The 14,486-nt window shown below is 32.2% G+C and carries 13 protein-coding genes; 2 read left to right on the forward strand and 11 right to left on the reverse strand.

What is annotated here, in order from left to right; all coding sequences use genetic code 11:
- Nucleotides 1–15 precede the first annotated feature (15 nt).
- The 5 genes from ERL59_RS12015 to lepB form a co-directional block, all read right to left on the reverse strand.
- Nucleotides 16–999 (reverse strand): electron transfer flavoprotein subunit alpha/FixB family protein, encoded by a 984-nt coding sequence (locus ERL59_RS12015; RefSeq protein ID WP_160646469.1) that lies wholly within the window; start codon nt 997–999, stop codon nt 16–18.
- On the reverse strand, nt 992–1,762 hold the full coding sequence (locus tag ERL59_RS12020; protein WP_160646470.1) for an electron transfer flavoprotein subunit beta/FixA family protein: 771 nt from the start codon (nt 1,760–1,762) through the stop codon (nt 992–994). The genes ERL59_RS12015 and ERL59_RS12020 overlap by 8 nt, the downstream gene beginning before the upstream one ends.
- A gap of 376 nt (nt 1,763–2,138) precedes the next feature.
- The gene (locus ERL59_RS12025) at nt 2,139–2,435 is read right to left on the reverse strand and encodes an antibiotic biosynthesis monooxygenase family protein (protein ID WP_160646471.1); all 297 of its coding nucleotides are present in this window, start codon (nt 2,433–2,435) and stop codon (nt 2,139–2,141) included.
- Nucleotides 2,436–2,658: 223 nt separating this feature from the next.
- The gene (locus ERL59_RS12030) at nt 2,659–2,988 is read right to left on the reverse strand and encodes a tRNA-binding protein (protein ID WP_160646594.1); all 330 of its coding nucleotides are present in this window, start codon (nt 2,986–2,988) and stop codon (nt 2,659–2,661) included.
- A gap of 20 nt (nt 2,989–3,008) precedes the next feature.
- Nucleotides 3,009–3,617, reverse strand: a complete 609-nt coding sequence (gene lepB / locus ERL59_RS12035) for a signal peptidase I (protein WP_160646472.1) — start codon at nt 3,615–3,617, stop codon at nt 3,009–3,011.
- A 192-nt stretch (nt 3,618–3,809) separates the two neighbouring features.
- On the opposite strand from lepB, the gene ERL59_RS12040 reads away from it, so the two are divergent.
- Complete coding sequence (locus ERL59_RS12040) at nt 3,810–4,523, forward strand: YceI family protein (RefSeq protein ID WP_160646473.1); 714 nt, start codon at nt 3,810–3,812, stop codon at nt 4,521–4,523.
- Nucleotides 4,524–4,604: 81 nt separating this feature from the next.
- On the opposite strand, the gene ERL59_RS12045 is transcribed toward ERL59_RS12040, so the two are convergent.
- The 5 genes from ERL59_RS12045 to ERL59_RS12065 form a co-directional block, all read right to left on the reverse strand.
- Nucleotides 4,605–5,618, reverse strand: coding sequence for an NADP-dependent oxidoreductase (locus ERL59_RS12045; protein WP_160646474.1), 1,014 nt, complete (start codon nt 5,616–5,618; stop codon nt 4,605–4,607).
- 176 nt (nt 5,619–5,794) lie between these two features.
- On the reverse strand, nt 5,795–6,418 hold the full coding sequence (locus tag ERL59_RS12050; RefSeq protein WP_328699946.1) for a LysE family translocator: 624 nt from the start codon (nt 6,416–6,418) through the stop codon (nt 5,795–5,797).
- 41 nt (nt 6,419–6,459) lie between these two features.
- On the reverse strand, nt 6,460–6,894 hold the full coding sequence (locus ERL59_RS12055; protein WP_160646476.1) for an Lrp/AsnC family transcriptional regulator: 435 nt from the start codon (nt 6,892–6,894) through the stop codon (nt 6,460–6,462).
- Nucleotides 6,895–7,139: 245 nt separating this feature from the next.
- Nucleotides 7,140–8,009: an EamA family transporter gene (locus ERL59_RS12060; protein WP_160646477.1), complete on the reverse strand. Its 870-nt coding sequence runs from the start codon at nt 8,007–8,009 to the stop codon at nt 7,140–7,142.
- 189 nt (nt 8,010–8,198) lie between these two features.
- Nucleotides 8,199–11,888 carry a carbohydrate-binding protein gene (locus ERL59_RS12065; protein ID WP_160646478.1) on the reverse strand — a complete coding sequence of 1,230 codons (3,690 nt, stop codon included), beginning with the start codon at nt 11,886–11,888 and terminating at the stop codon, nt 8,199–8,201.
- A gap of 323 nt (nt 11,889–12,211) precedes the next feature.
- Here ERL59_RS12065 and ERL59_RS12070 point away from each other — a divergent pair, with 323 nt between their 5' ends.
- The gene (locus ERL59_RS12070; RefSeq protein ID WP_160646479.1) at nt 12,212–13,201 is read left to right on the forward strand and encodes a LacI family DNA-binding transcriptional regulator; all 990 of its coding nucleotides are present in this window, start codon (nt 12,212–12,214) and stop codon (nt 13,199–13,201) included.
- Between the two features lie 88 nt (nt 13,202–13,289).
- Here the strand turns inward: ERL59_RS12070 and ERL59_RS12075 are convergent, their stop codons facing one another.
- Nucleotides 13,290–14,336 (reverse strand): S66 family peptidase, encoded by a 1,047-nt coding sequence (locus ERL59_RS12075; RefSeq protein WP_160646480.1) that lies wholly within the window; start codon nt 14,334–14,336, stop codon nt 13,290–13,292.
- Nucleotides 14,337–14,486 lie beyond the last annotated feature (150 nt).

The raw sequence follows: 14,486 nt of genomic DNA on the forward strand, positions 1-14,486 counted from the left end.
CACCTCATCATATTGTTATGAAGCTTGTTTGTTTATCACCTTTCTAAAGTGTTCTGTTAACATCGGTACTACTTCAAATAGATCCCCAACGATTCCAAAATCAGCAATATCAAATATTGGCGCTTCAGGATCTTTATTAATAGCAACGATGATCTTTGAATTTGACATACCTGCTAAATGTTGAATTGCTCCTGAAATCCCACAGGCAATATATAAGTCAGGTGTCACCACTTTACCCGTCTGTCCAATCTGTAAAGAATAGTCGCAATATTCAGCATCACAAGCACCTCTTGAAGCTCCAACAGCTGCTCCAAGAACTTCTGCTAATTCTTTAATAGGTTCAAATCCTTTAGTACTTTTTACTCCTCTACCTCCAGATACAATGATTTTTGCCTCAGACAAATCTACACCATCCGTTGCTTTTTGAACAACTTCTTTTACAACCGTACGAATGTTATCAATGTTGACATTCATTGTATCTTTGTTCACTGTTCGACTACTGTCCTCTAAACCACTTGGAATATTATTTGGTCTTATCGTAGCAAAAATCTTTCCATCGATGACTTCTCTCTTTTGAAATGCTTTACCTGCATAAATTGGACGAGTAAACACAATGTTTCCGTTTTCAATATTTACATCTGTACAATCAGTAATAAGTCCACAGCTCAAATGAGATGCTAACCGAGGTGCAAAATCTTTACAGGATGCAGTATGAGGCATCAAGATTACGTCTGGTTTTTTTTCTTCTACAATTGAAATGAAAGCTTGTGTGTAAGCATCTGTTGTGTAACTTGTTAGTTCTTCATTGTTTACAACTAAAATTTCATCTGCACCGTGTGAAGTTAGTAATTCAGCAAATGAATCTGGTTGTTCACCAAAAATCACTGCAGTAATTTTTCCACCATCATGTATACGTTTTGCTGCATTTAATACTTCAAAAGAAACATTACGTAAACTTCCATTTTTAACCTCAGCAAATACGATTACTTCTCTACCCATTGATGTTCACCTCACCTTGTAATAAGTTCACCAGTTCATTCACTTGATCATTCATTTCACCTTGTAAAATTCTTCCTTCTTGTCTTTTCGGTGGAAGTACTTGATCTATAATTTTCGTTTTTGCTTGTATTTGGTCTAGATCAATTGATAAATCCTCTGCTTTAAGCTCTTGAATTGGTTTCCTTTTCGCTTTCATAATACCAGGCAATGAAGGATATCGAGGCTCATTTAGTCCTTGTTGAGCTGTGATTAAAATTGGCAGCTCAGCTTCAATGATTTCAACATCTCCTTCTACATCACGTTCCAATACAACCTGATTACCTTGCACCTCTAATTTGGTGATAGCATTTACATGAGCGATATCTAATTCTTCTGCTAAACGGATTCCACTTTGCCCACCGCCATTATCTACGGACATGTAACCGCTTAAAATTAAGTCAAATTCTTTATCTTTCATTACTGCAGCTAATACTTTTGAAGTCGTGAATTCATCTCCTATTAAACGCTCATCATTTACTAAAACAGCATGATCAGCTCCCATAGCTAGAGCTGTTCGTAATGCACTTTCAGCCTGAGAAGTTCCAATTGTAATCGCTGTCACTTCTCCGCCAAATTTTTCTTTTAATTGGATCGCTTCTTCTAAAGCATATTCATCATATGGGTTAATTACGAACTTTGCCCCGTCTTCACTAACCTTCCCGTTTTCGATGTGTACTTTCTCTTCAGTATCAAAGGTTTGTTTAAGACATACTAAAAGATTCAATACTCTCCCCTCCTATTTTTGTGGTTAATTTATAGAGTTAAACAAATGTTGTTCATCTTTCTATACTATTATACCGATTTGGTCATTTCGTGTAAATAGTCAGTTTCACATAATTGAAACATTTTATACCTATATAAATAATTTTAATTGTTTTTTTAAAAGGCAGAAACCCTTTTGAACAACTTTTTTAATAAACCATAGCTTTAAATATTGGAAATTACAATAAATATTGGAAATCTAAATGAGTTATACATGACTCATTTAGAAACAGTTTCACACTATTTTTGTCTGATATCTTGAACATATTACTTAAATGGATAAAAGAGACGGAAACTGGAAAATCTATATGTAAATATAATAAGGACTTTATTAAAATTTAATTTAAACCTATTTCTTCAAAGTGTTCAACAACTGGAAATGGATCGTAATAGTGATGGAGGATTTTTTTCCATTCTAAATATTCTTCAGACTCTCTAAATCCAACAGTATGATCTTCTAGTGTCTCCCATTCTACAAGTAGTAAATATTTATTCTCAATTTCTATACAACGATGAAGGGCATGAGAAATATACCCTTTCATTTTCGAAATAATCTTGGAGGCTTCTTTAAAAGACATTTCAAATTGTTCAGTTTGACCTGATTTAACGTTTAACATAACCGCTTCTAAAATCAAATTATACAACTCCTTTTATGTTTGCAGTGAATATGCACCTTATTCCCTATCTAAGAAAATTATATCTGCTTCAGATTTCAACAATAATACTTATCAAAATAAAAAAATAATAATTGTGCTATTTCATTTGTTTGCAAGATCTTCTCTGGATCACCCTTTTAGTTAAGCTTCATTAAAAAAGCTGCTCCCTCAAGGAAAAAGCAGCTTTCTATAAATTTTCATGTTAACCTAATTTATCTCCATTCTTCACTTTTTGCTCTGGCTGAATCAATACAACCCCTTGTTCCGAATAAGTTCCCAGTACTAAAGCTTCTGACATAAAAGATGCAATCTGCATGGAAGGAAAATTCACAACACCCATAACTTGCTTTCCAACTAATTCATCGACTTGATAACATTCCGTTATTTGAGCACTTGATTTTTTCACTCCTATTTCTTCCCCAAAATCTACCCACAATTTGTATGCTGGTTTACGAGCCTCTACAAAAAGCTCCGCTTTTATCACTTCTCCAACACGTATATCTAACTTATTAAAGTCGTCAAAAGTAGCCATATCTTCTCCTTTTTCAACAGTCAATCTATCAAACCTATTTCATTTATCGGCCACATTTTGAAAATGGCTTTTCCTTCTATGTTGTTCATGTCTATAGGTCCAAAATCTCGACTATCTCTACTAACCGTCCTATTATCACCCATCACAAAAACTTTTCCTTCCGGAACTTCAATAGGAAATTCCACATTTCTTGTAAATGTTTTTTCGCCTTTTATATAAGACTCAGCTATTAAATCTCCATTAATATAAACTTGTCCTTCTTTGATATCAATAATATCACCTGGAACCCCTATTATTCTCTTCACAAGTCTTTTCCTTGGTTCACCATTTGTCACTTTATCCATATAATCATCCAATTGAATTCCAATATTGCTGCTCCAAAATCCTCCTGTTAGTTCCTCTTCTGTAAATATAACAATGTCTCCTCGATCAAAATCATTAAATGTGTCTGAAATTTTATCAATGATTATTCTTTCATTTTCAAATAAAGTATTTTCCATAGAAGATTGTTTCACTTCAGTAACTGCAAACACTTCACTTTGAATAAAAAAAGCTACACCAAATGCAACTAAAAATGTGATTATCCAACTTACGATTTCTTTTCTTATTGATTTCGTTGCTTGCTTCAAATATGGTTCATCTCCTTATGCTTTATTTGGTTTATGATATTTAACACCATTTTAGCAAAATATATCAATCGATTCAAAAAAATGAATTTGGACATCATTTTGACACAAAACTAAAGTATGTTGATAATGTGTGGAAATGATCAAAAGATCATGTGAAATTGAAATATCATATTAATGAAGGAGATTTTCATAATGAATAAAAGAAAACTAATATTTATTGTAGCTTCTCTATTAATTCTAATCTGTGGATACTATATATTTGATTACTACACTGGAAATCATATTATAATTGATGATGTGTTTAAAGAAAGTGCAACAAAAGACGTTAAAGAGCAATCGGATGATGTTCAATCTAGTGAGAATTTTACTGTAGAATCATTTGATTGGGATGGAGAATGGGAGATTTCAGAAGACTCAGCTGTATATTTAAGTATTAAAACATCAAAGGAAGAAATTATTATTCAATTTAGTGAGGTAAGTGGAAGTTGGGAGATTAATCAAACTGAACCTAATTTAATGGAGGCAAATGCAATTGTAAACATCAACTCTATTGATTCTGGAAATGGTCAACGAGATTCTCACATTAAAGGGGATAGATTTTTGCAAGCCGAGCCATTTCCTGAGGCTACCTTTCAATTGCACTCCATTGAAAATTGGTCTAATGAATGGCAATCTGGACAAACAAATTTTATACTATTAACTGGGGATCTTACTATTAAAGACATTACTAAAACTGTAACTTTTGAAACAGAAGTTTTATCAGAAAATGATATATTGAAATTAAAAGCAGATACCACAGTCACATTTAATGATTATGGAATGAATAATCCACACACTGTATTGTTAGATACAGAAAATGATGTATTGATTACACTGCAACTTGTATTAAACAAGAATGAAATGTAAAGATATGAATAAATTAGGGAAAATAGTAGGTTTATTGTAGAATAGACCTATTATTTTCCCTTAAAGTTTATAAATTCAATTTTATGTTAAACTTGGCTCAGCTACCTTAACTAATAATTTACCTAAATTAGTCCCTTTGAACAAACCTTCAAAAGCCTCAGGTGTGTTTTCAAATCCCTCAACGATCGTCTCCTCATATTTTAACTTTCCTTCCATCATCCAACCAGCTAATTGTTTAATGCCTTCTGGAAAACGATCAATATAATCAAATACTAAAAACCCCTTCATTAGCGCACGATTTTGAATTAAAAGTGTCTGAACTCGTGGACCTAAATCTATTTCTTTATTATTATAGGATGAGATCGCTCCACAAACAGGAATACGAGCATTTACATTTAATCGTTTAAACACTTCGTCAGAAATATCTCCGCCAACATTTTCAAAATATACGTCCACTCCATTAGAACATGCTTCTTTTAACTTCGTTTTAAAATCAGGGTCTTTATAGTTAATAGCTGCATCAAAGTTTAGTTCATTCACCAAATAATCGATTTTTTCTTGAGAACCTGCGATTCCTACCACATGAGCCCCTTGAATTTTTGCAATTTGTCCAACAATCATACCTACCGCACCTGCAGCGCCAGATACAACAACCGTTTCACCTTCTTTAGGTTGACCAATATCCATTAATCCAAAATATGCTGTTGCCCCAGGCATACCTAACACACCAAGACTTGTTGAAATCGGTGCTAAAGATGGATTCACTTTTTGTACAGATGTTTCATTAACAGTTTGGTAACGAGCCCAATTTAACATTCCCGTTACAATATCCCCTTTTTGGAAATTAGAAGACTTTGATTCTACTACCTCTCCAATAACTCCACCAGAGATGGCCTCATCAATAGCAAAAGGCGCAACATAAGATTTGCCCTCTCTCATTCGCCCTCGCATATATGGGTCTACTGAAAGATATAGTGTTTTTACTAAAATTTCTTCTTCATTAGGTGTTGGCATTTCTGTAGTAACAAATCGAAATGTTTTTTCATCTGGTAGACCTACTGGTCTTGAGGCTAATTGAATTTCTTCATTTTGCATTGGATAATCACCTTTCATTAAGTAAAGTATTTACTCTTCATAATAAATTGTGTACAATTTAATTTTAGACAATTAAAAAATAACATTATTTTTAAAATTTGTCAAAACAATATGTACTGAAGAATACATTATTATATTCAAAAAAATTACACTATATTATAAAAAGAAAAAATACATCATACCAAAGTAATAATAACTACTAAACCAAAACATAGAATAAAAATACCAGAGAATCTATTTATCCAATTTAAATATGTAGGGTTTATTCGATCCCTGAAAATTCCTGCTAAACCTGTAAGAACAAGCCACCAGGTAGCTGATCCAAGAAATACACCTATGACAAGCAAAAAAGATAGAAGGTAATCTGGATTTTCTAAACTACCAATTCCTAAACCAGCAAATATACCCATAAATGAGAGTATTGTAACGGGATTAGTAATTGTAAGAAAGAATGTAGTGAGATAAGAGGATAGCAGACCTTTATTTTTAGAATTTGAAGGACTAACCTGAGGTTTGGAACTAAATATTTTCAAACCTATATAAACTAGAAAAACTCCACCAACAATTTGCAGGATGATCTTCTGATCCATTAAAAAGTTTGAAATAAAAGTCAGTCCAAAACCAGCGATAAAACCATACATCATATCTGCAGTAGCAGCACCTAAACCCGTTAAAAAACCATAAACTCTACCTTGATATAACGTGCGATGAATACAGAGTAATCCAATTGGGCCTACAGGTGCAGCGATTGAAAATCCAATGAATAAACCTTTTAGAAAAAATATATATTCATTTTCCATGTTCATTTCCTCACCTTATTTTGTAATACAATCCTTTATCATTACATTTCTTCTTTTAAAGTTGATAAAACAATGGTCGTACTTGTTTTTTGAACACCTTTAATTCCTTTTAATGTGTTAGATATAAAATCCTCTAGTCCTTTTGTGCCTTCTACAGCTACTTTTAACAAGTAATCATATTCACCCGCTAAATGGTGACATTCTAAAACATGGTCTGATTGTACTATTGTCTGTCTAAAACAAGTTATATTCTCCGTTGTATCTATAATGACATTGACAAATGCTAGTAAAGTTTGACCCACACTCTCTCGATTTATCTTCACTGTAAAACGATCTATAATCCCTTTGCTTTCAAGTTTTTTAATCCGTTCTGAAATTGCGGGTATAGATAAATGAGTTTGTTTGCTTATTTCAGAATTTGTCATCCTGCCTTGATGTTTTAATAGTTGAATGATTTGTTTATCGATTGCGTCCACGATTTCACTCCCTATATATTTTAAGATAATTATACCTTATGATTTTATTATTTTAAATATATTTAATAAAATAAATAATAAATTAATTTAATTATTATAAAATACTTAATTTATTTAATTATATATAATGAAAGTGATAAAAATAACAAATTAAAAAAACTTTATGATTATGAAACAAAAAAAGACGCAATGACTGCGCCTTTACTACGGTTTCTTGTTTAATTTCAAAATTAAAATTGTCCATGTTACCAAATAATAAGTACAACACCAGCAAAAATTATGATCGAGCCCATCAATTTACTTATACCAAAATTTTCTTTTAAAAACAAAAATCCTAATATGGAACCTATTACTATACTTGTTTCTCTTAATGGAGATACATAACTAACTGGAACTTCTGTTAAGACTATTAATACTAATATATAAGCTAAGCCAGCTAAACCACCTGCTAATGCCATTTTAATCCAATATTTTTTCCATTGCTCGAGTACTAGTTTTCTCCCCTTCTTCTTCACCTTATTTCCGAGTATAAAAATTTGTCCTAGGTTATCCATTAAATTTAATATAATTGGAGGCACAAAAGCAACAGCCATCTTATCAAAAATAGTATAACTAGCAATCGCTACGCCAACAAGAAGAGGCCAAGGACTATATAGAATCATCTTTAATGTTTGTAAACCTAATTTTAAGTTAAATCCAGAATATAGTACATAAATGCCTAACATAATGATACTAACACCCAGTAAAGTAATGAACCCAACATCTTCTTTTAATATAAATATACCTACAATAACAACAATTAAAGGTCCTGTCCCACGTGCAATAGGATAAACTAGAGTAAAATCATTCTTTTCGTAAGCTTTAGATAGAATAAGAGCATAAATACTATGTAAAATCGCACTTCCTATACCCCATATTAGCCAATTTGTAATGGATATAGGTTGTTCAGGCCAAAAATAAATGCTGATAGGTAAAAAGATAATGAATGACCATACCCTTAATGACCACAAAAATATGTCTTTTTGTTCACTGCTTTTAAGTAACAAGTTCCATATTGCATGTGAGAAAGAGGCAATTAGTATTAATACAAACCAATAATCTATTAAATTACTCATCTATTTTTCATCATTACGTTAATATCAATATATTGCATAAGGTAATAACCACCTTTTTATGTCATCTTAATTGTTTAATTATACAATATTTTTCTGAATAAGGTTTTATATAAAAAAAAGAAATGACAAGAGTAACCTCTCATCATTTCAAAATATTATTCACAAATATAGTTCATACATTTATTTTAATTAATGGATCTGAAACCATTCCAAGTTAAATGTTCCTGAAGCTGCATACAACCGAATTATATAAGTTCCTTCCTCTAAATAAACTTCACCTGCTTTAATATTTTGATATTTAGTTAGATCCTTTGTATTTGGAATGGCCTTTGTATTTAAAATATTCTCGTTCATTTGAAATTGTATTTGTGCATCTGAACTAGAAGAGGCAATTCTATATTTTAGTTTATAATAACCTGATGTTTCTACAGAAATGTTATATTCCAACCAGTCATTTGCACCTATCTGTAATCCTGTTTTGTTTCCTGTACCTTCTACCGATTCAGCTCCAACCATATAACTATAATCATCGGCTTTAATTTTTACTGGTATAACATAAGGATCATTCACAACTTTTGAAAGATTAAACCAATTTAAATTAAATCCACCTGTTTCCGTAAAAACAGAAATTTTGTACGATCCTTTCTCTAAATATATTTCACCCGCTTCTTCTGTTGCATACGTATTCCAACCTCCTGTATCCACAACGTTAAACGAATGAATCGTTTCATTATCGATTTTAAGATCAATCATAGCTTGGAAGTCCTCTCCTAAATCCACAAAGTTAGAAGAAACTCGATAATCTAAAGCATATTTACCTGATGATGGAACATCGATCTCGAATTCCATTTCATCTCCAGCCAAGATCCAAGCTAGTACAGTTCCACCATCATCTTGAGCTTCTACGATAGTGTTTGAGTTTATCATTCTTGCCTGCTCTGCTTCTATTTGACTAGGGACATCATGAATTTTAGATAATTTAAACCAATTGAGATTAAATCCACCTGTATCAGTTACTAGAGAGATATTATATTTCCCTTCTGGTAATTCAATTTCACCTGCTTCTTCTGTTACATAATGATTCCAACCCTCTGTATCAATAACAGAAAAATTATTCATTGTCTCGCCATCTAACTGTAATTTAATATTTGCTTGGAAGTCTTCTCCAAGGTCTACAAAATTAGAAGAAACTCGGTAATCTAGAACATATATCCCTGATGATGGTACATTAATTTCATATTCAATAGAATCTCCTGCTAAAATCCAGGCTAATACTGTTCCGCCATCATCCTCTGCTTCCACAATTGTGTTGGATGAAGTTTCTACATATTCTTCTGCCTCAATCTGCCCAGGAACATCATGGACATAAATGATTGGTTCAGAAATTTGAATCCAATTCAAGTTAAATCCACCTGTACTAGTAAACATATGAATTGTGTATGTTCCTTCTTCTAAATAAATTTCACCTGCATGCTGTGTCCGATAAGTATTCCAACCACCTGTATCCTCAATAGAATAAGAATTTAGCGTATTTTCTCCAGATTTTAGTTCTATGAATGCTTCAAAATCATCTCCCAAATCACTATAATTAGATGCAACTCGATAGGTTAAGTCGTACATTCCTGTGGAAGGTACGATAACCTCATATTCCACTGAATCCTCTGGGGAAATCCAAGAAAGTACCGTACCACTGTCATCTTCAGCATTTATGATAGTTTCAGAATTTAATTGTTTATAATTTTCCGCTTCAATTTTTCCAGGTACATTATGAACACCCTGTTCCACTTTAGTAAGTTTAAACCAATTTAAGTTAAAACCACCTGTACTCGTAAATAACCTAATGGTATGTGTTCCTGGCTCTAAATCTAAAATGATATTACCAGCATCGTAAGTCTGGTACACATTCCAATCTACTGTATACGGTAAGACAGTAGATTGTATTAGATTTCCATCTAATAAAAAGTCAAGTAATGGTTCTTGAATATCAAAATTTCCTGAAGCTATTCGATATTCTAATTTATATGTGCCAGAAGTAAGAGTGTCCAATTCATATTCCATCCAATTATCAGCAAAAATCCACCCAATGACTTCTCCACCATCACTAGGGCCACTTACTCTAATTTCCTCACCGTAAATATCACTATAATCTTCAGCTTCAATTAATCCTGATGTATCAGGAGGGAGGTTTGAAATTTCAAACCAATTCAAATTAAATCCACCAGTATTTGTTGTTAATTTAATTGTATGTTTTCCCTCTTCTAAACTCATCTCACCTGCAAAATCAGTTACATAACCTTCACCGCTCCAGCTCCCTGTAAAGGTTAAGTTTGCATTATTCACTAATTCACCATCTACCCATAAATCAATGGATGGATTACTTATCGCTTCATTTCCTGAGGTTGATCTATATTTTAATTGGTATACATTCGTTTCTGGTACATAAACCTCATATTCAGTCCATACTGATTCGTCTAAAAATTGTACAATTGTGCCACCATCACTTGGTCCAGTACTTATCCCATCTGATGAACTACTGAAGCTTTCAGCTTCTACTAGAGTTGGTAAGACAGTATCTGTTTTAAACATTACTTCATTACTTGATTCAGATAAATTGCCAGCAGCATCACGTGCACGTATCCCTATTGTATATTCAGTATCTGAAAGTAGATTAGTTACTATATGGTTTGTTGATTTTGTTGACCATCTAAAAATACCATTTGCATAAATTTCATAACCTGTTACTGCTACATTATCTGCAGAAACATCCCATTCTAACGAAACTTCTGTTCCTTGTGATTGGTTGATTTTAAGATTAGGAGGGGCTGTTGGGATTTCCAAATCTTCTTTTACATTTGGTACAAAACCAATTTGTTCATATAATTGATTTGATGAGTTTATAAAACGAGTATTCTCTGCATTCATTACTTGCTGCCATAATGCAAATACCTCTTCATTATCTTGAACTCTCGAATTTCCCCAATCTTCTCCAACCCACATACTCTGCTGATTCCAATCTTGATTAATGTAAGACCACATTTTTACATCTTTTTCTTCTATCCATTGCATCACTTCTTTATACCAATCCAAGTTTCCTTCAAACTCTTCTTTTGGAGCAGACTCACCGATCATTAGAGGTTTTCCATGTTCTATTGCAATCTGTGCCATTTCTTCCCTACGTACAATCGCAGCTTCTTTATTGGCATCATCCCATCCAGGAAACCAACTAACACCAACCCAATCTACATATTCATCTCCTGGATACCATTCTATTAATTGTCTGTCATTACCACCATAAGGTACAAATCCTGCAGAATGCCATATATAAGCGACATTATTAACACCTTTTGCATTAAATCTATCAACAATTCGTTGATATGCTAAAATATATAGATCTGAATCATAGTGATTCCAAGGACCATCAAATTCATAACCTATTCTTAAAAAGATAGGTTTATTTGTTGTTTTCAGGATTTCGGCCATCCTATCTATATTCTCATCACGCAAACCCTCATCAATATTTTCTAAATCATTTACAATGTAAAGACCAATTTGCATGACACTATTTGGATATGTAGTAACCCAATGTTGTAAATCATGTAATCCTCCACCCTCATCATAGGATTCTTCCTGACCTTGCAATTCACTTAAATTTGTATAAATCATATATCCACCAGGATCTGGCACTTCACCTAGAGACGAATATTCATCCATTTCAAAAGAATCTTGTCCTACCACTAGTATTGTTTGACCATCCTCAGGTTCAAATTTTTCTAAGTCATTATTTGCATCCACTTTTACTTGCAACATTTGAGAAGGTAATAAGGTTAAAATAAGAACAAAAACCATAAACAATAAAAAACCTTTTTTCCCAGAATTCATTAAATTCCCACCTTTCTTTGTTTTGAGATCATGACTATGAAGCGCTTTCAATTTATAATCCTTGTTTGCAGTAATAATAGATCGAATATAGATGGTTTTTTGGAAAATTTTCTTTTCATTATGGTTTACAAATGATATAAATAAGGTAGTATGAATTTAAAGTATATAAATGTGAAGTGAGATAAATAAAAGGTTTCATTGAAAATTATTAAGGATTATATATTTGTATTATACATCAATTAGAGAAAATTTTATATATTTTTAACAACTTACTATAGAAAATTTTTTATGGTAAAATAAAAAGAAAAATTAGGGTGAAAATTATGAAAATTAAGATTAAAGAAATTGCTGAAAGAGCTGGCGTATCTATATCGACCGTTTCAAAAGTTATTCATCATTATGCAGGTGTATCACAAGATACAAAACAAAAAGTAAATGAAGTTATGACTGAACTTGGATATAAAGTACAGTATAGAAATCAAAATAATTCCAAAATGAAATGTATAGGAGTCATATTAGGAAAAGATATTCCTTTTCATCACCCTTATTTTTCTAAAGTCATTGATTCTTTTAAAAACGTGGTCTATAAAGAAGGTTTTGATTTTGTCTTTTTCTCAACTCAATTTCGAACGGATGAAAAGGCAATTAATTATTTATTATCTTGCCGTGAATATCAAGTGGATGGATGTTTAATTCTAGCGGAAAAAGGTGAGGGAATTAAGGAGTTAGATTCAAGCGATATTCCATGTGTAGGGATTGATGCTGAGTTAAGTGGAGTTAAGTCAAGTTACATCATGACAGATAATGATCAAATCGCAAAAAAAGCGGTAGAACATTTCTATCTTCATGGATATAAAGACATTGGTTATATTGGGATAAATAAAAAATGGCAAGTGGCTAAGTTAAGAGAAGAAGGATTTAAAAATTCACTATCTAGTTTTGGATTAAAGTTTCATGAAGAATGGTGTGTACATGGGGAAAATTTTGATTCACAAAGTGGATACGAAGCGATGAAAAAAATTCTGCAGAATGACAAACTACCAAAAGCCATTTTTGCATGGCACGATATATTTGCAATTGGAGCTATGAATGCACTAAAAGAACACAATATCAACATACCTGAAGATATTGCAATTATTGGCTGTGATGATGTTGACGCAGGTAAACACCTTACCCCTCCTCTAACAACAGTTTTACAAGATCATGAAAAAATTGGAAAACTAGCTGCACAAATGTTAATGGATGTTATGGATGATAAAAAATTAAGCCCTATTCAAATCGAACCAGGATTAGTAGTAAGAGGAACAGTTTGAACAAATTCTACGTCATTATTTACCCAGATTCTTATATAGAATGATTTAAAATAGGGCTTACTCTTATTTCTACAATAGAGAGTAATTTTTAATCAATCGTTTCAAAAGGATTTTCCATGAGAATAATGTCCTTATTTTTGGGATTCAATTGAACCTTACACCCCAAAGGTAAAATGAGTTTAGGATCTGTATGTCCAAAATCCATATCTACTATGATTGGAATGTCTTTAACTCCAAACTCTTCTCTGATAATACGAAGAATTGTTCCATTTAGCTCTTCTTTCTCTTCTAGGGTATAGTCTTTAGCTCTTCCAAAAATAATACCATTGATTTGCTCAAAAATACCCTGTATTCCATAATTGCGAAGCATATATCCAACTTGATGTGGTAAAGGTTTTTCTTCAGAAGTTTCAAAGAAAAGTACTTTATCTTGCCAAAATGTAGGATCAGGCCAATATTGGGTAGATTTCAAAAATTCTAAGACTTCAATACAACCACCCCATAACTGTCCTTCAAATATTGAATTTCCTTGTAAAAACGTCCATCCATTTACATTTTTTGTAAATGGTGTACACTCCCCTAATGTTTCTTTTATGCTCCAATCTTTATATCCATTGGTCCATTTTGGATAGGGTTGATATTGATAAGAATATTGATCTCCAAAAAAGATGGATTTTAAATGTTTTATATATTCATCAGGAAGATGATTTGTTTGAGCAAAACCAGCCATAACTGTAGGACCATAAAAAGTAACTAATCCTAAATAGTTAAAATAGGTAAGGAAAGTAGTTGGATCTGACGTTCCCATAATCATCTTAGGGTGCTTAAGTATGGAATCTATATTAAGATACGGCAAAATTCTAACGGATTCATAACCACCAATGGATGTAATCATTCCATCAATACTATCATCTTCAAAACAATGATTAATATCTTCTGCACGTTTTTTTGGATTTTGATATAATTCATCAGGAGACATTCTTGCTGTAGGCATATCAATGACTTCAAACTCTAATACTTCTTGTAACATTTTCAACCCTAATTCGTAATTGTCTGGGAACAAGAAGGGCAAACCATTCGAAGGTGATATAATCGCTATTGTTGATCCAGGTTTTAATCTTCTAGGTTTTATCATTTTTTCACATCCTCTGGTTAACCCAGCTTTGTTTAATAAAGCCTAGGTTTCACTGTATAAATTTCAAATCATTATACAGTATAATGATTCATTAATTCAACTTCTTTCTCCAAAAACCACAAAAGCATCTTAAACACTATCCTTCTAATT

It is taken from the genome of Chengkuizengella marina (assembly GCF_009910845.1).
Classification (GTDB): Bacteria; Bacillota; Bacilli; order Paenibacillales; family KCTC-33759; genus Chengkuizengella; species Chengkuizengella marina.